Source organism: Celeribacter baekdonensis B30, assembly GCF_000299875.1.
GTDB classification, from domain to species: Bacteria; Pseudomonadota; Alphaproteobacteria; order Rhodobacterales; family Rhodobacteraceae; genus Celeribacter; species Celeribacter baekdonensis_A.
In genome coordinates this window covers 614,358-634,399 of sequence record NZ_AMRK01000001.1, presented here as the reverse complement: position 1 = coordinate 634,399, position 20,042 = coordinate 614,358, and the positions used below count along the sequence as shown (strand labels likewise).

Genomic DNA, 20,042 nt, shown 5'->3' with positions numbered 1-20,042 from the left:
TCGAAGAAATTGGGTTGCACGATTTGGGAGGTGTGGTTTGAAGCGTCGTGATTGAGCGCTGTCTGCGACACTCTGGTCTGAAAGAAAATCAGGCGCTTTGGAAATAAACCATACTCTCATTGTCTGCTGCAATTCTTGCTACTGTTTCGACGAGACTATGGTGAACGTGGTTTACAAAGAGTGTACGCGAGCCAAACGTTTCATGTTTTCAGTCAAGAACAGCCTCAAGAACACTGCGCTTGTTGCGACTTAAAGAAAGGATGTCTTGGACAGACGAAAGGCTCGGCGCTCCTGTAGCGTTGCTCTCAGAAATTTGCGGCGTTGCCAGCACGGATGCTGCGAACTGAGCCATTGCAGGTTTTTGAGAACCTTCGAGGCTATTCCAGTCTTCTGCCACAATTGCAAATGTGTCCTTATCAGAACTATCGCCAAATCCTTCAAGTGTTTGAAGCGCCTTTTCGGGCGCATTCATATAAAAATATGCCTTTGCCGCGACATGCCGCGCCTCTTCCCCCGAAAGTTGGGTGGCATATCGAAGAGCCGCGTCGAACTCTCCAACACCTAAAAAAGCCTTGGCCAATATCAGCTTTGCCTCGTCTTCACTCTCACCCGAGTAGAGAGTCATCATCTCCAACGTAGAATCGAAAAAGCCCATACCTACGAGACGTTGTGCTGTTTTGAGACGTGCCGAATCTGTGAGAGCCGCACTGGAAATTTTTGGGAGATTTCCGATCACGACCTTGGAAAAAACCATGTCATTTTTGCTTGAGGTCACTTGTTCCAAAGCCGCGGACATCAAGCTGTCAATAGCCTCCTTGTCAGTGTCGGTCTCCCTGTCTCTATCAAGGGCGCGCCGAAGCGCAATGTCCGCGTCACCAGAATGAATGCGCGCCAGGATTGCCGCGTTTTGGAGTGCAAGGCCTTCCGCGCTGCCACGATACTCTACGGCCATGGCTTCGGCATTCTCCGCAAACTTTCGGTCAATGGTTTCACCAGATATCGCCTTAGTTTCAATCAAGCGCACCAAAGCGTCAGCCGCCATGGGGCCGTCTTGACCGACAATATCTTCAAATGTTGAAATGGCCTTTGCGGTCCCGCCATTTGCGAGTTGTAATTCAGCGTCGAGCAGGTCGAATGCATCGCCATGTTCACCTTCGGCGCGAGCAATCGCATTTTGAATGTATTTCGCGCTCGTCTCATCGTTGATCTCAAGAAATCGCTCTGAGAGAACAGGTCCGAGGTGGCGACGAATATGCAGTGGCAGGGCGGAAAACGTCGCCAAAATACTGTCTTTGTTGTAATCGTCCCAAGCATTCAGGTGCTCTTTGGACATAACAGCCCAAAAGGCTACTTCCCCATCACATCGAAATTGTTGGTCCAGACGCCCTGCGTTGGATGCGTATCCATGATCCATAATGTCAGCGATAGCCCAAAGCACATCGTGCCCTTCAACCGTCACTCCAAAATTGGTTAAAACCGACTTCGCCTCAACACCAAATGTGAGGAAAAGATAATATCTCGCCAGACGTTTGACCCCTTCGGGATCAGGATTGTCGAATTCTCCAATCGCGCCCGCACGAAACATTGAAAGTTGTAGCCCTTGATCCAATGGATCGCCCCAATCCTCAATGGCCACCAGAGTATTCTCAAGACAGATGTTGTCGTATTCATCGCGACGCTCAGACTCGGCAGACCGCAATTGCTCACGATCAATTGAAGACTGAATGCGAACGTGGCTACGATCAGCTTTTGGGAACTCGACTTCGGCCTCCGGGGTCGTTTTCTGAGTCTTGTCCTCTTCATTCAGTGTATGGGATTGGGCCTCTTCGACAATGGTTTCAGTCGGGGTAACATCCGCATCCAGCAATCCTTGAGACACGGCCCGCCCGACCTGTTCAAGCAACTGCAACTGAAGTTCGTCCACGCGTTGATTGCGCTTTTCCGCGTCCCTTTCGTAATCTCCCATGGTTGATAATGGTGGTGGCTCAAAATGATTGTCACCGGCTTGATCGTTGCCAAACACAATCGGGAACTCCAAACCGTCTTGGCCAATTTCCTGACCCACCGTATCCTCTTGCACACCCCCAAGATCATCGCGGCCATCGCCAGAAATCAGCATAGACTCAGCGACATTAACCTCCGCCACACTGGGCATAAGTGTTTGCAATGTTTCATCGGTTTCGGCCCCAGGAGGAGAAGGAAAAGCACTGTCATTCTCCATGACTTGATTTGTCTCAACGGCTGGAATAGGTCGCTCAAATTTTGACTCGGAACTCGGCGCACCATCTTTAATGTCGATGACAATACGCCCTTCCCGAAGTTCAAAAGCATCGGCATGTACAGCACCCGAAACCCGAATGACAAAGCTGGATGGCTCAGTTGAAATGGCTGTTATTCTGGTTCTGGGAATCTTGTCGAAAACAGCTTTCGCATCGAATTCGATGCCTTGCGCAGAGACGCGAAACTCATAATCGTCGCCCTTTCGTCCAAATTCCCAATCCGCAACAGTCGGAAACTGCAGAACAATGCGCGAAAAATCGGCGTGCTCTCCAGACAGGAGAACAACCGACTCCGCCCGCAATGTCAGCGGGAAAAAGAAAATCGCAAGAATGACGGTAAAAACGCGGATCATGCGGCGTCCGATTTGACCTCTTTTAGGGCTTCTTCCAACTCGGCAAAACTTGGTCGGCAATGGCCAGGTGTATTTTGGCGTCCAACCTCGATACAGATATTCGTGGCATGGTTGTGAAGGTTCGCAACAAGCACTTCTCTGATGAGTTGGTAAAAATGTCCGTCTTCCTCGATGACATCCTTCATTTTTGCCGAGAAGGGCCCAACCAGACCATAGGCCAGAAACACCCCCAGGAATGTTCCAACGAGGGCCCCGCCAATCATTTTGCCCAAGATTTCTGGCGGCTGGTCAATGGACGCCATCGTTTTGATAACGCCAAGCACGGCGGCGACGATCCCAAGCGCGGGAAGCCCGTCACCGATCGCCGCCATCGCGTGGGACGAATGAAGGGCGTGATGCAAATTCGCCTCAAGACGCTTTTCAAGTACCTCCTCAACTTGATGCGGATCATCATAGTTCATGGAGGCCGAGCGCAAAGTGTCGCAGATCAGAGCGACCGCTTCTTTGTCACTCAAAATTTTGGGGTATTTCGTAAATATCGAAGAGTTTTCAGGCGCTTCGATATGTTCCTCAAGCCCGACCGGGTTCTGTCTTGCCAGCCGGATCAATTCGAACAAGAGACACAGCAGGTCTTTGTAATCTTCATGCTTCCACTTTGGACCTTTGAAAACTTTCCCCATATCCTTCAGCGTATGTTTGATGCCGGATATGTCATTGGAAATCACAAAAGCCCCCGCAGCGGCACCACCGATCATCATGAACTCAAAGGGCAACGATTTGAGAATAATGCCAAGCTTGCCGCCCGCGGCAATATAGCCGCCGAACACCATGATAAAGATCAGCAAAATTCCAACAATACCGATCATATTTTATGTCCTTAGTCTAGAATCCAGGTGAGATAACCCTGTCACAAACCTCTTAAAAAAGTCTGTCAAATGCATCTTATTCACTTGGGGCATTGGCATTTCTGCCCGCCAAAATGACAGAAATTGTGTAGGCTGTTTCCGGCTTAAGCCCCGCCATCACGGCACCGGCCGCGTCTGGACGCATACGCCCCAAGAAACCCGCAGCAAAATCGGGCGACATCGCCTCAAACAACGCTGCCGCTTCTTTGGGTTTCATCGATTCGTAGACGGTTGTGAGCTTTGCCAAGTCATCCTCAGCCGCAGATTGTGATCGGACCATGGTCGCTTCAAGACGCGCTTCCGCTTGTTCTAAAACGCCCATGCTTTCCAGAACTTCAGCTTTCGCGACATCGATTTCTTTCATTTTTTGAGCGACCAATAGCTCTTTTTCCTTAACACTCTTTTCACGCTTTAGAAGTACCGCAATCAGCGCCTGAGTTTCCTCATCGGTTTGACAAGCAACCGGAGCAGCCGCCCCATGCGATTCTGTTCCCACATCATGCGCTAGATCCGAAACCTCCCGTGCAATTGCAGCCCCGGTGCCCGACGCCAAACGCACCACAGCGGAGGTCAAAAAAACCAACGCGATGATCCAAAGAGCCCCACGCCCTGAGCGAATTTTGCGTTTGGGCGTCTTGCCTTTCGCCTTTGTTTTGGGCGCTTTCATTCTGCGGCCTCCACGCGTGTTCTTTGACTCAAAAACAAGGTTTCGCCTTCAATGTTGCCATCTGCCGAACCAGGCCGCGGAGCAACGGACGAAACCACGGTTGGACCAGCTTTCGGGGCTTCGGGCAAATCATGCATGGAGGCGATCAACAGTTCGAGACGACGCGACACATCCTCAGCGCGCGATGTGAGGTCTTCGAGTTTCACCGCAGACCCCGCCGCTGTTTTTTGTGCTTTAATCAATGTTTTGGTCATATCATCCACCTGAGCGGACAAGACGGCAATCGCGCCACCAACACCTTTTTCAAGATCGGTAAACCGACTGAGCCGGCGAGCAAGAACCGCGCAATACACACCCACGGCGAAGGTCCCGGCGATCATCAAGATATCAGCAATCAGTTCCATATCGGGCTCCTCAATTTACCACGAATTCCATGATGAGAACGTCCTTGATCCGTCCTTCACCCGCAACAATCTGCACCCGCCGCAAGATCTGCGACCGCAACCGCACCAAGGCAGAGGGATTTTCAAGTTCTGACACTTCAACCGCACGAAGATAGCCGTTCAAAATATCGACAACGCGGGGGAGAAGGGTGATCACCTCTTGCTCGTACTGCAAAGGCACTTCCAATTGCGCCTGAAACCGCAGGTGGCGACCGCGCCCGGAGGTATCAATGAGATTGACGATCAAAGGCTCAACAGACACGAAGGCGACGCTTGGCAAAAGCGCAAGTGGTTCCCCCTCCAATGCGCTCAATTGCTCTTCTTCATGCCCCCCTGCAGCGCCGAACAACATGCCTGAATAGACGGCGAAAAATCCCCCGCCGCCCAAAACCAACATCAGGACAACCCCCAGGATCAGGGGGAGTTTCGATTTTTTCTTTGGTTCTTCGTCGAGCTGTTCAGCGTCAGCCATGGGTCCATCCAAAAATTTCTTTCTCGAATCCGTTTTATCCTGAAGTTAGCTAACCGATTGTTAAGGCTCATCAGACATTCCTTAAAACAGACGGGGGCAGAAGCCCGCACATCTAAGGAGTGACGTCTTGCAACAGATCCTCTCTGTTTGGTCCAACCTCGACCCGAAACGCCGGGTGGTTGTCATTGGCGCAACTGTGCTAATGTTCGCCGCGATTCTCGGGCTGTCTCGGATGGTGACCAAACCTTCCATGGCGCTTTTGTATTCCGGGCTCGAATCGAGTGCGGCCGGCGAGGTTGTGCAATCGCTTGAGGCGCAAGGCGTGGCCTATGAGATTCGCGGCGGCGCAATCTTTGTCCCCACGAATGCCCGAGATGAGTTGCGCATGACGCTTGCCTCCGAAGGGCTGCCTGCGAATTCAACCAGCGGATATGAATTGCTTGATTCCCTGTCGGGCTTTGGCACCACGTCACAGATGTTCGACGCGGCATATTGGCGTGCAAAAGAGGGCGAAATCGCGCGCACGATTGTCTCATCGCCACAAATTCGCTCTGCAAGAGTGCTGATCGCCAATCCCTCCTCGCAGCCCTTCAAACGCCAAATCGCGGCCTCGGCCTCCGTCACAATCATCACCACCAGCGGCGCCCTCTCCACGGATCAAGCCAAGGCGTTTCGTTATCTCGTCGCCTCTGCGGTCTCCGGCCTGGCCCCTGAGGACGTGTCGGTGATTGATGGTCGCTCCGGCGTGGTCGTATCAAGCGATGACGCCACAGCAGGGGCATCGTCCAGCACAGACCGCGCCGATGAACTGCGCCAGAATGTTCAGCGCTTGCTAGAGGCGCGCGTGGGCGTGGGCAAAGCCGTGGTTGAAGTGTCGCTCGAAACGGTGACCGATCAAGAATCCATTTTCGAACATCGATTCGACCCGGAAGGCCGCGTGGCCATCAGCTCGGAAACCGAAGAGCGTTCCAATTCTTCGCAGGATTCTGGCAATGGATCTGTGACAGTCGCCTCCAACCTGCCCAATGGGACCAGTGCCGCAGGCGGTGATTCGAGTTCAAACAACAGCGAAACGCGTGAGCGCGTGAACTATGAGGTCTCGGAAACCCGCCGTGAAGTTCAACGTGGTCCAGGCGCGATCAAAAGACTGACGGTTGCTGTCTTGGTTGATGGAATCCGAACAGTTGATCCAAATACGGAGGAAACCATATGGACCCCGCGCAGCGAGGAGGAATTGGCCGCGTTGAGCGCCCTTGTGACCTCCGCCATCGGATTGGATGAGGCTCGTGGCGATCAGATCACGATCAAAACGATGGAGTTCGAACCCCTCCTCATTGCAGGAACAGAGGCGCAGAGTTCACTGATTTCCGGGATCAACGTTGATCTGATGTCGATCATCCAACTTGCGGTTTTGGCGGTTGTTTCGCTGGTTTTGGGTCTATTTGTGCTGCGTCCGATCCTGTCCAAACCCACTGCTTCTGCCCTTCCGGCCCCAACGGACTCCGCTGAGCGAAGCGGAATGGACAATATGCTGGCAACGATTCCCATGCCGGAGATGCCGCGCTCCAATGTGCCCGCGCTCAATGGGGAAATTGATGGCGGCTTTGAATTACCAACCCTTGGTGTGGTTTCAGATTTCGACTTTGGCGACGAAGAATTTGGCATTTCCAATGATCCGGTGAAGCGCCTGAAAAGACTGATCGAAGACCGTCAGGACGAAACGGTTGAAATCCTGCGTGGCTGGATGGAAGACACGGAGGAGAACGCCTGATGAAATCTCTTTTCCCGCTGGAAGATTTCGGTGCTACGCCTAAAAAAGCCCCGACCCGGCAGACCGCGCAAACGCCTGCACCTGCGGCTCCCCCTGTCGGACCCACTCCCGAGGAAATCGAAACCAACCGGATGGCCGCCTACGAGCAAGGCTATAAGGCAGGATGGGATGACGCCGCAACGGCAGAAGCCGAAGATCAGGGTCGCATCGGTGCGGAATTTGCCCGTAATCTTCAGGACTTAGGCTTCACATTTCACGAGGCGCGATCGCACATCATGAAGGCTTTGGAACCGCTTTTGTCCGAAATGGTGGCGAAGGTTTTGCCGCAATTGGTGACGGAAACTTTAGGTCAAACAATTTTGGAACATCTCCTCCCAATGGCCGAAGAGGCCTCGGATGCACCGATTCAAATTGTGATCTCTCCCGCATCACGTCCGGCAATTCAGCGCCTCATTGACGAGTCGTTAACCATTCCATTGGAAATCATTGAAGAACCCAGCCTCGCAGACGGGCAGGTCTATCTGCGCATGGGAGAGCTGGAAAAAAGGATCGATATGGATGCGGCGGTCGACAAGATCGGCCAAGCCATCAACGCGGTCTATGCATTGAACGAGGAGGCCATGAAACATGGTTGACGACAGCGACGACACCAATGCGCACCCGTTTTCACAGGTGCCGATTGAAATCATGATCTCCGTCGGAAAGGCGCGGCCTTTGGTCAAGGATTTGCTCAAACTTCAAAGCGACAGTATTCTGGCGCTGGACCGCACTGTGGACGACCCCGTCGAACTTTATGTCGGCGACAAGTTGATCGCCCGTGGTGAGTTGCAAGAACTCGATGGTGATCAAGCAGGCCAACTTGCGGTCCGCTTGACCGAAGTGGCCGATCTCAAGAACGGGCTGTGAGGCTCATGCGGCGTTTTCTACTGCCCGCGCTCATTCTTGGCTTGGCGCTTTATGCAGATACGGCGGTTGCACAGGACATCACCCTCAACCTTGGCGAGGATGGATCCCTTGCCACGCGGTCCATCCAAATCATGCTCTTGGTCACAGTGCTGAGCATTGTGCCCGGCATTGCCGTGACGTTGACCTGTTTCCCGTTCATCGTCACCGTTTTGTCCATCCTGCGTCAGGCGATTGGCCTACAGCAATCACCCCCAAACATGTTGATGGTCAGCCTCGCGATGTTTTTGACCTATTTCGTGATGGAGCCGGTGTTCATGGAAAGCTGGACCAACGGGGTCGAACCTTTTGTGAATGGCCAAGTCGAACTGGAACAGGCCTTCGCCCTTTCCGTCGATCCGTTTCGCGGCTTTATGTCAAACCGGATCGACCCAGATACTTTCTCGCAACTTCAAGAGTTGCGCATGGATTTGGGGGAAATCGACGGCGTCTCCCGCGACGCCCCCTTGTCGCTCTTGGTCCCGTCTTTCCTTTTGTCAGAAATAGAACGCGCCTTTCAAATCGGGTTTTTAATCTTTCTACCCTTCCTGATCATCGACCTCGTTGTCTCGGCAATTTTGATGTCGATGGGGATGATGATGGTGCCGCCTGCCATCGTCTCCTTGCCCTTTAAACTGGCGTTTTTCGTCGTCTCAGACGGATGGGCCCTGATTTCAAGCGCATTGGTGCGCAGCTATTTCTAGCAGATGGAATGCGCCACCTCGACTGCACGCTCAGGCGGAACTCGACCACCGTTTCGGAAACGCCTGCCGTCATCCGCGATTTGCCACATAGTCCCAAAGTAGCCGCTTTCTTCGGCAAATGGTTTAAGTGTGCTCGGCATTGGCAAAGCCTAAGCAATACGTTTGATGAAATTGGGCGCGGCCAGCCCCATGACCTTTTGACGATTGCCCGATTTGATACGGCAATCCTTCCGACAATAGGCCACTGTATCGGCAGGGCAACAAGCTCCGGCGTATCAAGCGCGATCTCGCTTCGCCAGTTCACATGGGTCTGCCTGTCCCTTGCTGTTCATGTCGGGTGTTCGGCGTCTTGCGCCATCCCCCCGGGGAGGTTATTCCTTGCACATGACAAACTCTCACACCCATACAAGCCACCCTAAGGTCGTATCCCGGCTGAAACGTGCCGAAGGGCATTTGCGTTCGGTCATTTCAATGATCGAAGACGGGCGGCCCTGTCTGGATGTGGCGCAACAGTTGCAGGCCGTGGAAAGCGCGATCCGAAACGCCAAGCAAGCGTTGATCCATGATCACATGGATCACTGTCTGGACGCGGATGACAGCCAGGACCGGACGGAACTCAAAGCTATTTCCCGTTATCTCTAGAGGTTTCAGATGTTCGACATCCTGTCCGACCGCACCTATCGCCACCTGTTCCTTGCACAGGTGGTGGCGCTTTTGGGCACGGGACTGGCCACGGTCGCGCTTGGGCTTTTGGCCTATGATCTGGCGGGCGACGGGGCGGCGATGGTGCTGGGCACAGTGTTCACCATCAAGATGGTGGCCTATGTCGGCATCGCGCCTATTGCCGGGGCCTTCGCGGACCGTGTGAACCGCCGTGCCCTTCTGGTCGCACTTGATCTGGTGCGTGGAGCGACAGCGCTTTGCCTGCCCTTCGTGACCGAGATCTGGCAGGTCTATGTCCTCATCTTCCTGCTGCAATCGGCCTCGGCCGCCTTTACGCCGACGTTTCAGGCCACGATCCCCGATGTCTTGCCCGAGGACGCGCGCTATACCCGCGCGCTGTCTCTGTCTCGGCTGGCCTATGATCTGGAAAACATCGTCAGCCCGACGCTTGCCGCGCTTCTTCTGGCAGTGATGAGCTACAACAGCCTCTTCTTTGGCACCGTGGTCGGGTTTACGGCCTCTGCCCTGCTGGTCGTTTCCGTCCTTCTGCCCAGTCCCAAAGCGTCCGAGCCACGCGGCATCTACGACCGCACGACGCGGGGCATCCGCATCTACCTGGCCACGCCGCGCCTGCGCGGGCTTTTGGGGCTGAACCTCGCGGTGTCCAGTGCCGGGGCAATGGTGTTGGTGAACTCGGTGATTCTTGTCCGGGGGCAGTTGGGGCGAAGTGAAAGCGCGCTGGCCTGGACGATGTTTGCCTTCGGTGCCGGCAGCATGATCGCCGCACTGCTGTTGCCGCGTGCGCTGGATCGCTTGGCGGACAGGCCCGTGATGGTTGCCGGAGCCTGGGCCATGGTTGGAGCGCTTGTTTTCCTCGCACTAGCGATCATGTCAGTTGGCCTTAGCTTGCCACTTTTGTTGGGTATCTGGCTGGTCATCGGCCTTGGCTATTCCACCGTCCAGACCCCCTCGGGCCGATTGCTGCGCCGCTCAGCCCATGCAGAGGACCGACCAGCGGTCTTCGCCGCGCAATTCGCCCTGTCACATGCCTGCTGGCTGGTGACCTACCCACTGTCCGGCTGGCTGATGACGGCTTTCGGGACGGTGCCTGCACTCGTGGCGCTGGCAGCGGTGGCGTCAGTTGGAATGGTGACAGCACTTCGACTTTGGCAAGTCGAGGACCCGGAGATTATTGCACACACCCACGACAACCTGCCACTCGATCACCCGCATCTTCAGGGGCATCGGCATCACGCCCACCCCCTTGTCATCGACGACGCACATCCCCGGTGGGGGTCACAGTTCTGAGAGTAGACGAGACGGAACAACGCACCGGCCAGATGGACAATAACCTTAATGGGAAACGTCAGTGATCGTGGGGGTTCTGGCCCGATGCCAGTGCCATGTGATGGGCTTGATGGTGCATACCCACGGTCATCAATCCGATAAAGCCAAGGCCCCGAATGCGGGCTGTGTCCGATCCGGTGACGGTCATAATCGCGCCACCTTCGACCTCTTCCGCCTGCATGGCCCATCCTTCCACACCGTTCATTGTGGCCACATGCGCGGGCACCATCGCGCGGATCGAGGCCACGGTGCCCAGATCGGTGGAGGTCACGACAAACCGCGCCCCACGGTCGATCTCTTCTGTCGCAACATCAGCACGCAACGTGACGTTGTCCATGTCGATCAGGTGACGGCGCAGAGCCTCGACATCCACCGTACTCCAGTTTGTCGCGGGATTGGCCATTAGCGCGGCCGTGATTTCTTGAATAGCGGCAAAGGCAGATTGTCCGCCTTCATTCAACTGTGGGGTGTCCTGATGGATGAAATGGCGCGCATGGTTGGTGTCCATTTCGTCCTGCGCAAGAGCAAAGCCGGGCAAGGTTAAAGCTATAAGGGCCAGTGGGATCAATTTCATGGGATGTTCCGCCTTTCCAGTTGCCTCCTTTATTGCAGGCCTGTCATATCCTTCATATGATCATAGTCATGTTGAAGAACTTGGAACCCTTGTTCACCGGATCACGATCCGTTTACCTCGCCGTTGGACAGGTTCTATTTCGCAGCGGCGCACCAGTATCCGAGATGTTTATGGTGAATGCGGGGCACATTCATCTGTGCCGCCATACGGTGCATGGTACGAAAATGGTTCTGCAAAGAGCCATGCCGGGAATGGTCTTGGCTGAGGCGTCGGCCTATTCAGACAGCTACCATTGTGATGCGATTGCGGCGGCAGACAGCATCGTTCAGACATTGCCCAAGTCTGTTTTTCTGTCTGCTTTGGCAGCGGACTCCGACCTTGCCGCGACCTGGGCCGCCACGCTGGCCCGAGGGGTTCAGGCTGCACGGTTCAGGTCAGAAATCCGATCGTTGCCGAAAGTGGCCGACCGGCTGGACGCCTGGCTTGGTGCCGGAAACCATCTGCCCCCAAAAGGCCGATGGCAGGATGTGGCGCATGAATTGAGCGTGACCCGCGAAGCACTCTACCGGGAACTGGCCCGACGCCGGAAAGGGGCGAAAGAATGACCTATGTCTGGTTCATAGTGGCAGCCATAGCTGAGATCGCGGGGTGTTTCGCTGTCTGGGCTTGGGTGCGACTCGACAAATCCGCGCTCTGGCTGATGCCAGGTCTCGCAAGTCTGGCTTTCTTTGCCTGGGCACTGACCCGCACCGAGAGTGACATCGCTGGGCGCACCTATGCGGCTTATGGTGGGATCTATATCGCTGCATCTATGATCTGGATGTGGCTGGTAGAAGGGAACCGGCCAGACCGCTGGGATCTGGCTGGATTGGCTTTCTGTCTGGTCGGGAGCGCGCTGATCCTGCTGCCTCACCGCGGGTAAGCGGTTAGGGTTTATAAGCCGCGTCCTGCTGCCAGCCAGTAAAGCCGGTCTGCATCACCACGACGTTCGACCGCCCCGCCACCCGCAGCGCAAAGGCGGCCTGCGCCGACAGGCTACCGGTATTGCAGAAGAGGATGGTCATGCGGTCCTCGGGGATTTCCTCGATCCGGTCAAGCACTTCTCGCCACTCAATGTTGACGGCACCGGGGATCGTGTCTTCCTCGAACTGGCCCGCATCGCGGGTGTCAACGAAGAGCGCAGTCTCAAAGACGGTTTGATCGAGCTGCTGGGGCAGGATAATGCCGGCTTCGTAATCCGAGAACATCAAGTATTCCTCCATAGCGTCTATGGCCGTATCCTGTGCTAGGGCAGGTGCCGCGTTAAGGCCAAATGCGACAGTCGTCGCCAAGAGTAGGTGCTGCAACTTCATCCGGTTTCTCCTCTTAACCGATTAAAAATAGGGAGCGGGTTCTTTGGTCTGGTTCCGGTAGCGATACCGATCAGGGACGTTTGCGCGGATGGGTTTCCTCCATCCCGATGATCAGCCAGAACCCGGCTTCGAGCATCCCCGACGCATCCACAATCAGCCCCATGGCGAGCGCCCCGATGGCATAGCCAGAATCCCGCCAGAAACGATAGACGCCAAGCGCCGAGCCGCGTCAGGACGGGTGTGGTTACGCCATGTGACGAGGGCAAAGATCGTGGTGATTGACCCCTGAACAACGCCGAATTCGGTTTCGGCAAGTGCCGGGATGACAGTGCGTTGGACGCCGATGGTCAGGCCGACGAAAAACACCTGCAAAAGCTTTTCCAGAGACGGGCGCAGGTTCTCGCAGATACCATGGGTATATGTCATTCAGCGTCCTTCACGGAGATGAGTGGATCGAGCGCAGGGCCCGAAGCCGGGCCGCGGACGGGCTGGATCAGCATCCGGTCGAGCCAGAGGTCGCGACGCGTGCGGAACTGCTCGATGCCGATCTTCATCTCTTCATGCCCTTTCGCGGGCTGCGCGACATAGGTGCCCAGCAGGCGGTCCCACCATGGCAGGCTGAAGCCATAGTTCGAGTTGGTCTCGCGCGGATCAACGGAATGGTGGACGCGGTGCATGTCAGGCGTCACCACGATAAGACGCAGCACCCTGTCCACCGGACACGGCAAGTCGATATTGGCATGATTGAACAGAGCCGTTGCGTTCAGGATCACTTCGAACAACAGCACCGCCACGGCAGGCGGGCCAAGGGCGGCGACCACCGCCAGCTTGATCCCCATGGAAATCAGGATTTCCACCGGGTGAAAGCGCAGACCCGTCGTCGCGTCGAAATCCAGGTCGGCATGGTGCATCCGGTGCAGCCGCCAAAGTCCAAGGACGGCATGGAACATGACATGTTGGAGGTAGATCGCCAAGTCGAGCAGAAGCATCGAGACACCAACCGAGACCCAGACAGGCACATCGACGTTGTTCAAGAGCCCCCAACCGCGATCCTGCGCCATCGCGGCAAGGCCAACCGCGAGGATCGGGAAACTGAGCCGCAGAAGGATCGTGTCGACCACCACCAGCGCAAGGTTGTTGGTCCAGCGGATGACGCGCGGGATGTCCCGCCGCCTGCGCGGTGCGGCGACTTCCCATAGCACCATCGCCACCAAAACGCCCAGAAAGACCGCAAGACGAATGGTTGGTTCGGCACTGAGGATAGACTGGGGCATCAGCACGGGCCTCCAGGGTTGCACAGGGCGATGGATTCACTATTATTCAATTGATTGATTGATTGATTGATTGATCTAACGTCAGGATGCGACTTGTGTCAACCAGCCCGAAAATTGCCCTTCTCGAAGAATACGCTCTCGTTGCGCGCACCCTCTCCGCCCCGGCGCGGCTGATGCTGCTCGAACAACTGGCGCAGGGAGAGCGTGGGGTAGAGGCGCTTGCAGAAAAGACTGGCCTCACACTCGCTAACTGTTCACAGCATCTGCAGCAGCTCCGGCGGGCGGCGCTGGTGACGAGCCGCCGCGAGGGCAAGGCCGTGATCTATCGGCTGACAGATACGAAGACACTGGACCTGATGGACCTTCTGCGCGTCGTCGCCGAGCGCAACCTCACACAGGTCGATCAGATTTTGCGGGGACTGTCGGATGGGCAGGACGCACCCGAACCGATCACCAGAGAGGATCTGGCCAGACGGCTTGCCGAGGGGTCTGTGACTGTACTGGACGTCCGGCCCGCCGACGAATTCGCTGCGGGCCATATTCCGGGGGCACGCAACATGATGCTTGCAGAATTGGAGCGACACCTATCGATGCTCGACCCAAGCACCGAAATCGTGGCCTATTGCCGCGGACCCTATTGTGTCTATGCCCATCAGGCGGTCACCGCCCTGCGCAAGCATGGCTTCAATGCCCGGCGCCTTGAAGGCGGGCTACCGGAATGGCGCGAAGATGGGCGAAAGGTGCGTGTCAACGGAGACTAAACTTGTCATCGGGGACTAACGCCGACAAGCGGCGCGGCCATGGACATTCGCCTGAGCAATGCCTATCTTTCTCGCATGTCAGCCCGTCTTGTGACCCTTTTTTCCATAGTTTTGATCGCCGTGGTCACGATGGTGGCCTCGGCACATGCGGCGCGCATGAATCTGACCACTGGTCCGGATCACGCATCGCATCTGAGTGAGATGATCCATTCGACTGACATTGGGCAGCCTGCCTGTGGCGAAAAGCACAACTGCGGATCTGCGGACAAGGCAATGTGCAATATGGTTTGCACGGGCCTGTCGGCCTTTCTGATTCCGAATGGAACGGTGGCCACACACCCTTACAGCGCTGCCACCCATGCCGTCCCCTCTGATGCGAACCACATCGTGAATGTACCAGGATTGAACGAACGTCCTCCTCAGCTCCGTCTCTTCTAACGTCTAAGTGCGTCCAGGCCGAAGCCTGCGGCGTCCTATCGGCATTCAGAACGGGACGGCATGTCCCAAGGAGACGACCATGAACACCTTTTCACGACGCGGTTTTCTTGCCGCAAGTGCTTCGGCAATTGCCGCTGTACAGATGCCCCATTCTGCCATCGCGCAGTCTCTGGTGCCTTTCAAATTGTCCGCCACCACCCGCACACTTGACATTGACGGGCAAGCGGCGACCGTCTTGGGTCTTGCCGGTCCCGGAGGTCAAGGGCTGACGCTCAACCCCGGACAAAGGTTCCGGGTCGATCTGACCAACACTCTTGGCGTTGGCACGATCATTCACTGGCACGGCCAGATCCCGCCCAACGTACAGGACGGTGTGCCACACATGCCCATGCCCCTGCTCGCACCGGGCGAGACCCGGTCCTATGACTTCGACGCACGACCGGGCACACACTGGATGCACAGCCATGTGCCCACACAAGAAATGCAACTGCTCGCCGCACCACTGATTGTCCGCTCGCCCGAGGACCTGACCATCGACCGGCAAGAGGTTGTGATGTTCCTCCATGACTTCTCGTTTAAGACACCTGAAGAGGTTCTCGCGGAAATCAGCCGCGGCCATGCGGGTGGACACGACACAGGACATGGTGTCGATGCCAACCCGTCCCCCACGCAAGGTATGCCGATGCAGGGCATGGATCATCACGCAATCGTCAACATGCCGGGCATGGGCGGGATGATGGGCATGGGCGATATGGCCATGGACCTGAACGATTATAACTGGGACGCTTATCTTGCCAACGACCGGACGCTGTCGGACCCGGACGTGGTGCAGGTCGAGCGGAACGGTCGCATCCGCCTCCGGGTCATCAACGCTTCTGCGGCCACGGTGTTCTGGATCGAAACGGGTGCTGAGCAGGCGCGACTTGTCGCGGTGGACGGGCACGCTATCCAGCCGGTCTCGGGTACACGGTTCGGGCTGGCCATGGGTCAGCGGCTGGACGTTGAGATTGACCTGCCCGCTGGCGGCGGCATGTGGCCGATCCTTGCCCAACGCGAAGGTGCCCGAGAACGCACCGGCCTGATCCTCGCCACGCAGGGGGCGGAAATCCGGCAACTTGACTCTGTCGCAGAGTCCGATGCGCCCGCCTTCGACACCGATCTGGTACAGGAATCGCACCTGATCGCGCTGGACGCCCTGCCGGACCGGGCCGTGGATCGCACTCATATGCTGATGCTCGGCGGTGCGATGCAGCCCTATGTCTGGACGATCAACGGCACCGTCTGGGGCCAACACAGGCCGGTCACTGCGCGCACCGGGGACCGTGTCATGCTGTCGTTCCATAATATGTCGATGATGGGCCACCCGATGCATTTGCATGGCCACGTGTTTCAAGTCATCGGCTTGAATGGACGCGCACATACGGGTGCGTTACGGGATACTGTCTACGTACCACCGATGTCGATGATTGATGTCGCACTCGATGCAGGCGAGGCCGCGCGCTGGATGCTGCATTGCCATCATATGCCGCATCTGGCGACGGGTATGATGACAGAATTTACCGTTTCGGCGTAGATCTGAACTGCGGCGGGGCGTTCGGATCGAGCGCCCCGCGGTCTCGGTCAATGGCGATCAGGTCATCGCATGATCAACACAGGCACATGGCACAAGCGGATCATTTCCGTCGTGGTCGACCCAATAAGGAGAGACCGAATGCGGCTGTGGCCATAAGCCCCCATGACCAGAAGATCATACCCCTCATGCGCCGTCAGTTGCGACAGAACTTTTTCGGGTTCGCCGCTTTGAATGATCGTTTCGGCTTCAATGCCTCCCGCCTTGAGCGTTGAGACAGCGCTGTCCAGCGCTTTCGTCATCTCCGGCGTGTCCTTTCCCGCGAACACAAGCGCAACCTTCAGCCCCACAAAGAGCGGGCTTCGCGCGATAAAATCCACCGCCTTGAGCGAGGAACTTGCGCCATCAAAGGCCACCAGCACCTTTTCGATCTGTTTGAAGGCCCGATTGGCGATGAACACCGGCTTGTGGCTTGCGCGCACGATGCGTTCGAGATTGGAACCGATATGCTCCAGAGCAAGGCCTGCGGTCTCGCCGCGTTTGCCCACCACGATCATGTCGCCGGTTTCGTCCTTGGCTGTCACCGTCTCAACCAGATCACCCTGGCGCAGACGGGTTTCCACCTCGATAACACCATCGCCCGCAATGAGCGCCTTGGCATCTTCGAGAATGGCACGGCCATGCGCATGAGAGAGCTTTGCCCGCGCCGCATCGAGTTCGGAGAGTTGCGCAAGAAGTTCGCTGCGTGCGCCCAGCCGGATTGCCCCGGACAGGTCCTGCTTTTCGACGTCATCGCGCCGATTCATCACGTGATAGAGTTTGACCTTCCACTTGGTCTTGTCCGCAATCCATGCCGCGTGACGACAAACGCTCTCTGAATAGGCAGAGCCGTCGACAAGGGCGATCAGTGTTTTCGTTGTCATGGTCTGGTTCTCCCTCAATGGCCCATCAATTGATCCATCGCGCCCGGCTTGTCATGGACGGCAAGCTTGTCGACGATGGTCTCGGATGCCTCATTGAGGCCAATGATTTCGACCTCTGCACCCTCCCGGCGGAATTTGAGCACGGCCATGTCCAGGGCCGCCACCGAGGAAATATCCCAGATATGGGCACGGCTCACGTCGATCGTCACCTTCTCCGGCGCTTCCTTGAAATCGAAGGCCTTCATGAAATCCTCAGAGGACGCAAAGAACAGTTGGCCCTCGATGGTATAGGTGCGGTGGCTGCCGTCCGGTGTGACCTCGCTGCGGACGCGGAACAGTTGCGCAATTTTCCAGGCAAAGAAGATGCCCGAAAGCAGAACGCCCACAAGAACACCGATGGCGAGGTTATGAGTGTAAACCACGAAAAACACCGTTGCCAGCATCACGATGGACGAGGATTTCGGATGCTCGCTCAGGTTCTTGATAGACGACCATGAGAACGTCCCGATTGAGACCATGATCATGATGGCAACAAGGGCTGCCATCGGGATCATCGCCACGATATCGCCAAGCGCCACAACCATGATCAAAAGGAAGACACCCGCGGCAAAGGCCGAAAGCCGCCCGCGACCGCCGGATTTCACGTTGATGACCGACTGGCCGATCATGGCACAGCCCGCCATGCCGCCGATAAAGCCGGTGGCGGTGTTGGCGATGCCCTGCCCGATGCACTCCTGATTGCGATCCGAGGGTGTGTCGGTCAAATCATCGACGATCTGCTGTGTCATCAGACTTTCCAGAAGCCCGACAATAGCGACCGCGACGGAGTAGGGAAAGATGATCGACAGCGTCTCGAAAGTGAGCGGAATATCCGGGATCAGGAACACCGGCAGCGTGTCGGGCAGCGCACCCATGTCACCGACAGTGCGCACATCCCAGCCCATCACAAGGGTCAAAATCGTCAGCACCACGATGGTGACCAACGGCGAGGGAATGGCCTTGGTGATCCGCGGGAACAGATAGATAATGGCAAGGCCGCCAGCCACCAACGCATAGGTCAGCATCGGCACTTTCGCCGGGTCAAGTTCCGGCAATTGCGCCATGAAAATCAGGATGGCCAAGGCATTCACAAAACCCGTCATGACGGATTTCGACACGAAACGCATGACATAGCCCAGCTTCAACACCCCCGCGCCGATTTGCAAAAGCCCCGCCAGCACAGTGGCCGCGAGCAGGTATTCCAGCCCATAATCACGCACAAGCGTCACCATGAGAACGGCCGTCGCAGCGGTCGCGGCCGAAATCATACCCGGCCGCCCGCCAGTGATCGCAACGATCACCGCGATGGAGAATGAGGCGTATAAGCCAATTTTGGGGTCCACGCCCGCGATGATGGAAAAGGCGATCGCTTCGGGGATGAGGGCAAGAGCCACCACGAGTCCAGAGAGAAGATCACCGCGAATGTTATGCGTCCACTGACGCTTGTATTGAGAAAGAGAGATCATGAACAGTTCTGTATCCATAGGCCGCCAGCCAATTCCAGCGGTCTTTGTTAATGTCATCTGTTGATGGGTTATCCGGCGGATAGGCGGCCGGAGGAGCCAGCCGGGAATTTCACCCGGCTCCATGTTCGTTGGAAGCCGAGTATCAGAGTTCACGCAAATGTCCAACGCCTCTATGACAATCAACAAGGCAAATCTCAGCAACGGATGCATTTAATGCAAGACTTGCACAGTTTGAGGTCGGGCCGCGGAGCGAAAATATGACGATAGCAGCGCCGTAAAAAGCGAGGGCAACAGCGCGCCGTATCAAATTTCGAGCCGCCACGCAGAATGTCATGGACCGTTGGTTGCTTATTTGGGCCATCACCTTGCCATTTCCTTTAAAAAACGCGTTACATGCGGACAGCATTAACAGCCGGAAGGCCCGACCTTTGAAAACCAGAAGCTTTGCCGTGATCGGCCTTGGAACCTTTGGTAGCACAGTTGCCAGTGAACTTGCCCGCTTTGGCAACCCTGTGCTCGGGATTGATACCGATGAACGGCATGTCACGCGGTTGGCCAATACACTGACCGAAGCGATCATTGCGGATGGCAAGGACGAAGCGGCCCTCAAGGAAGCTGGTGTGGGGAATTACGATGTTGCCATTGTGGCAATCGGTGAAGACCTCGAGGCGAACATCCTGTGCACCATGAATGTCAAACTGCTCGGCCTTGAGACGATCTGGGTCAAAGCCCTGAACCGGACACATCACCGCATCTTGACCAAACTCGGCGCGGATCGGGTGATCCTGCCCGAACAAGAGGTTGGTCAGCATATCGCCCAGATGCTGCACAACCCTCTGGTGCGGGATTATGTCAGCCTTGGCAACGGATACCATGTTGTCGACTTCAAAGTTCCTGCGCGGCTTGACGGCAAGCCCGTGAACGATCCCGCCATCTTCTCAAAATACGATCTGCGACCGCTTGGCGCCATGCGCGAGAACCAGTTCCTCTCTTGCGAAAGCGGTGATCTGAAACTCAAGGAAGGCGACAAACTCCTGTTGCTCGGCAAGCGCGTTGACCTCCGTCACTTCGGGGATGATCTCCGCTACGGGAGCTGATC

At 56.3% G+C, this 20,042-nt stretch carries 23 protein-coding genes and 1 other annotated feature; of the genes, 12 read left to right on the top strand and 11 right to left on the bottom strand.

Annotated features, from left to right (window positions below; translation table 11 throughout):
• Positions 1–208: 208 nt before the first annotated feature.
• The 5 genes from B30_RS03005 to B30_RS02985 all read right to left on the bottom strand — a co-directional run bounded on the left by B30_RS03005 (position 209) and on the right by B30_RS02985 (position 5,119).
• Positions 209–2,632, bottom strand: a complete 2,424-nt coding sequence (locus B30_RS03005) for a hypothetical protein (protein WP_009570529.1) — start codon at positions 2,630–2,632, stop codon at positions 209–211.
• The gene (gene motA, locus B30_RS03000; RefSeq protein WP_009570528.1) at positions 2,629–3,498 is read right to left on the bottom strand and encodes a flagellar motor stator protein MotA; all 870 of its coding nucleotides are present in this window, start codon (positions 3,496–3,498) and stop codon (positions 2,629–2,631) included. The genes B30_RS03005 and motA overlap by 4 nt, the downstream gene beginning before the upstream one ends.
• A 76-nt stretch (positions 3,499–3,574) precedes the next feature.
• Positions 3,575–4,204: a MotE family protein gene (locus tag B30_RS02995; RefSeq protein ID WP_009570527.1), complete on the bottom strand. Its 630-nt coding sequence runs from the start codon at positions 4,202–4,204 to the stop codon at positions 3,575–3,577.
• Positions 4,201–4,608 carry a hypothetical protein gene (locus tag B30_RS02990; protein WP_009570526.1) on the bottom strand — a complete coding sequence of 136 codons (408 nt, stop codon included), beginning with the start codon at positions 4,606–4,608 and terminating at the stop codon, positions 4,201–4,203. Before B30_RS02990 ends, B30_RS02995 begins: the two co-directional genes overlap by 4 nt.
• Positions 4,609–4,618: 10 nt before the next feature.
• Complete coding sequence (locus B30_RS02985) at positions 4,619–5,119, bottom strand: flagellar basal body-associated FliL family protein (RefSeq protein ID WP_009570525.1); 501 nt, start codon at positions 5,117–5,119, stop codon at positions 4,619–4,621.
• Between the two features lie 127 nt (positions 5,120–5,246).
• Here B30_RS02985 and fliF point away from each other — a divergent pair, with 127 nt between their 5' ends.
• From fliF to B30_RS02955, 6 genes are all read left to right on the top strand, one after another.
• Positions 5,247–6,890, top strand: coding sequence for a flagellar basal-body MS-ring/collar protein FliF (fliF, locus tag B30_RS02980; protein WP_009570524.1), 1,644 nt, complete (start codon positions 5,247–5,249; stop codon positions 6,888–6,890).
• Entirely contained in the window at positions 6,890–7,525 is a 636-nt protein-coding gene (locus B30_RS02975) for a FliH/SctL family protein (protein WP_009570523.1), read from the top strand. Before fliF ends, B30_RS02975 begins: the two co-directional genes overlap by 1 nt.
• Entirely contained in the window at positions 7,518–7,796 is a 279-nt protein-coding gene (locus tag B30_RS02970) for a FliM/FliN family flagellar motor switch protein (protein ID WP_009570522.1), read from the top strand. The genes B30_RS02975 and B30_RS02970 overlap by 8 nt, the downstream gene beginning before the upstream one ends.
• Positions 7,797–7,801: 5 nt before the next feature.
• Positions 7,802–8,536: a flagellar type III secretion system pore protein FliP gene (fliP, locus tag B30_RS02965; protein WP_009570521.1), complete on the top strand. Its 735-nt coding sequence runs from the start codon at positions 7,802–7,804 to the stop codon at positions 8,534–8,536.
• A gap of 384 nt (positions 8,537–8,920) precedes the next feature.
• Positions 8,921–9,178, top strand: coding sequence for a metal-sensing transcriptional repressor (locus tag B30_RS02960; protein WP_040401744.1), 258 nt, complete (start codon positions 8,921–8,923; stop codon positions 9,176–9,178).
• A gap of 9 nt (positions 9,179–9,187) precedes the next feature.
• A complete protein-coding gene (locus tag B30_RS02955) occupies positions 9,188–10,507 on the top strand; it encodes an MFS transporter (RefSeq protein WP_009570519.1) in 1,320 nt (439 codons plus the stop codon).
• A gap of 58 nt (positions 10,508–10,565) precedes the next feature.
• On the opposite strand, the gene B30_RS02950 is transcribed toward B30_RS02955, so the two are convergent.
• The gene (locus B30_RS02950; RefSeq protein WP_009570518.1) at positions 10,566–11,120 is read right to left on the bottom strand and encodes a hypothetical protein; all 555 of its coding nucleotides are present in this window, start codon (positions 11,118–11,120) and stop codon (positions 10,566–10,568) included.
• 68 nt (positions 11,121–11,188) lie between these two features.
• On the opposite strand from B30_RS02950, the gene B30_RS21655 reads away from it, so the two are divergent.
• Together B30_RS21655 and B30_RS02940 are read left to right on the top strand one after the other, a co-directional pair.
• Complete coding sequence (locus B30_RS21655; RefSeq protein WP_157789778.1) at positions 11,189–11,725, top strand: Crp/Fnr family transcriptional regulator; 537 nt, start codon at positions 11,189–11,191, stop codon at positions 11,723–11,725.
• Positions 11,722–12,042 carry a YnfA family protein gene (locus B30_RS02940; RefSeq protein WP_009570516.1) on the top strand — a complete coding sequence of 107 codons (321 nt, stop codon included), beginning with the start codon at positions 11,722–11,724 and terminating at the stop codon, positions 12,040–12,042. Before B30_RS21655 ends, B30_RS02940 begins: the two co-directional genes overlap by 4 nt.
• A 4-nt stretch (positions 12,043–12,046) precedes the next feature.
• On the opposite strand, the gene B30_RS02935 is transcribed toward B30_RS02940, so the two are convergent.
• The 3 genes from B30_RS02935 to B30_RS02925 all read right to left on the bottom strand — a co-directional run bounded on the left by B30_RS02935 (position 12,047) and on the right by B30_RS02925 (position 13,746).
• Positions 12,047–12,367, bottom strand: a complete 321-nt coding sequence (locus tag B30_RS02935; protein WP_198430588.1) for a rhodanese-like domain-containing protein — start codon at positions 12,365–12,367, stop codon at positions 12,047–12,049.
• Between the two features lie 258 nt (positions 12,368–12,625).
• Positions 12,626–12,898, bottom strand: coding sequence for a hypothetical protein (locus B30_RS22310; RefSeq protein ID WP_009570514.1), 273 nt, complete (start codon positions 12,896–12,898; stop codon positions 12,626–12,628).
• The gene (locus tag B30_RS02925) at positions 12,895–13,746 is read right to left on the bottom strand and encodes a sterol desaturase family protein (protein ID WP_009570513.1); all 852 of its coding nucleotides are present in this window, start codon (positions 13,744–13,746) and stop codon (positions 12,895–12,897) included. The genes B30_RS22310 and B30_RS02925 overlap by 4 nt, the downstream gene beginning before the upstream one ends.
• A gap of 95 nt (positions 13,747–13,841) precedes the next feature.
• On the opposite strand from B30_RS02925, the gene B30_RS02920 reads away from it, so the two are divergent.
• The 3 genes from B30_RS02920 (at position 13,842) to B30_RS02910 (ending at position 16,518) form a co-directional block, all read left to right on the top strand.
• Positions 13,842–14,507, top strand: coding sequence for an ArsR/SmtB family transcription factor (locus B30_RS02920; RefSeq protein ID WP_009570512.1), 666 nt, complete (start codon positions 13,842–13,844; stop codon positions 14,505–14,507).
• A 39-nt stretch (positions 14,508–14,546) separates the two neighbouring features.
• Positions 14,547–14,945 (top strand): hypothetical protein, encoded by a 399-nt coding sequence (locus B30_RS02915; RefSeq protein WP_009570511.1) that lies wholly within the window; start codon positions 14,547–14,549, stop codon positions 14,943–14,945.
• A 79-nt stretch (positions 14,946–15,024) separates the two neighbouring features.
• Positions 15,025–16,518, top strand: coding sequence for a multicopper oxidase family protein (locus B30_RS02910; protein WP_009570510.1), 1,494 nt, complete (start codon positions 15,025–15,027; stop codon positions 16,516–16,518).
• Positions 16,519–16,580: 62 nt separating this feature from the next.
• On the opposite strand, the gene B30_RS02905 is transcribed toward B30_RS02910, so the two are convergent.
• Entirely contained in the window at positions 16,581–17,438 is an 858-nt protein-coding gene (locus B30_RS02905) for a universal stress protein (RefSeq protein WP_009570509.1), read from the bottom strand.
• 14 nt (positions 17,439–17,452) lie between these two features.
• A complete protein-coding gene (locus B30_RS02900) occupies positions 17,453–18,943 on the bottom strand; it encodes a SulP family inorganic anion transporter (RefSeq protein ID WP_009570508.1) in 1,491 nt (496 codons plus the stop codon).
• Between the two features lie 66 nt (positions 18,944–19,009).
• Positions 19,010–19,067 (bottom strand) — a sequence feature (sul1 is cis-regulatory element that is thought to sense ions involved in sulfur or methionine metabolism; They are found in Alphaproteobacteria).
• A gap of 208 nt (positions 19,068–19,275) precedes the next feature.
• Here B30_RS02900 and B30_RS02895 point away from each other — a divergent pair.
• Positions 19,276–20,040 (top strand): potassium channel family protein, encoded by a 765-nt coding sequence (locus B30_RS02895; protein ID WP_009570507.1) that lies wholly within the window; start codon positions 19,276–19,278, stop codon positions 20,038–20,040.
• The last annotated feature ends 2 nt before the right edge of the window (positions 20,041–20,042 follow it).